The sequence below is a fragment of the Neisseria sp. P0009.S007 genome (genome assembly GCF_051962515.1).
The window spans coordinates 1-1,026 of sequence record NZ_JBQCVF010000530.1 but is presented as its reverse complement, the minus strand read 5'-3'; the positions used below and the strand labels follow the sequence as shown (position 1 = coordinate 1,026).

2 protein-coding genes are annotated in these 1,026 nt (G+C 45.3%); both read left to right on the top strand.

Translation table 11 applies throughout. From position 1 onward, the window contains the following. Nucleotides 1-482: SPOR domain-containing protein (locus tag ACTHS3_RS14560; protein ID WP_440368320.1), on the top strand; the 482-nt coding region annotated here is incomplete at its 5' end. A gap of 11 nt (nucleotides 483-493) precedes the next feature. Then, nucleotides 494-1,026: thiol:disulfide interchange protein DsbA/DsbL (locus ACTHS3_RS14555; protein ID WP_440368319.1), on the top strand; the 533-nt coding region annotated here is incomplete at its 3' end.

Here is a 1,026-nt window from a genome sequence, read left to right as displayed (position 1 = left end):
CTGATAAAACTGCAAAAGATAAAAAAGCAGCCGACCAACTGACCGACAAACAAAAAGAGCGTGCCGAGCGCAAATTGGCTGAGAAAAAAGCAGCCGAAGCCAAAAAACAAAACAAGCCGACACCTGAGCAAATCCTCAACAGCGGCAGCATCGAAAAAGCACGTAAAGCAGCAAATGCCTCTACAACAAAAGAAAGCAGCAACACTGCAAGTAAACAGTCAGCAGAAAAAGCCGAAGCAGCTGTGAACAGCGGTAAAAAAGCCTTCCTGCAACTTGGTTCATATGCAGACCGCTCCAGCGCAGACTCACAACGTGCAAAACTAGCTATTTTAGGTGTTTCTTCCAAAGTGGTTGAATCGCAAAACGGCGACAAAACCATTTACCGAGTTCAAAGTAATACCATGCCGCAGGAAGCCGCTGTAAAACTGCAAAAAAACCTGCAAGGCCATAATATCAACAGCTTGATTCGTTCTAGCAAATAATGGAATCACTGATGAAGCAGCATATAAAACAAACCATTTCCGCACTCAGCCTGAGCCTGCTCAGTCTGAGTGCGCAGGCTGCTACCGAGGGCGTGGACTATACTGTCCTCAGTCGCCCTATTCCGCAGCAACAAGCCGGAAAAATTGAAGTGCTAGAATTTTTCGGCTACTTCTGCGTCCATTGTTACCATCTCGATCCAGTTTTGTTGCAACACAGCAAAACCTTTGCCAAAGATGTTTCCTTACGGACAGAACACGTCGTTTGGATGCCTGAAATGTTAGGCTTGGCTAAAGTAGCCGCTGCCGTCAATCTTTCAGGTTTAAAATATCAGGCCAATCCAGTCATCTTCAAAGCAGTTTACGAACAAAAAATCAACCTGGCTGATGCAAATGTATTCCGATCATGGGTTGGTAAACAGACAAGTTTTGACAGTCAAAAACTGCTTCAAGCCTACAATAGCCCTGCTGCCGCGTCGGCTGCTGCAAAAATGCAGCAATTGACGGAAACTTATCGAATTGAAAACACACCAACTGTCATTGTCGG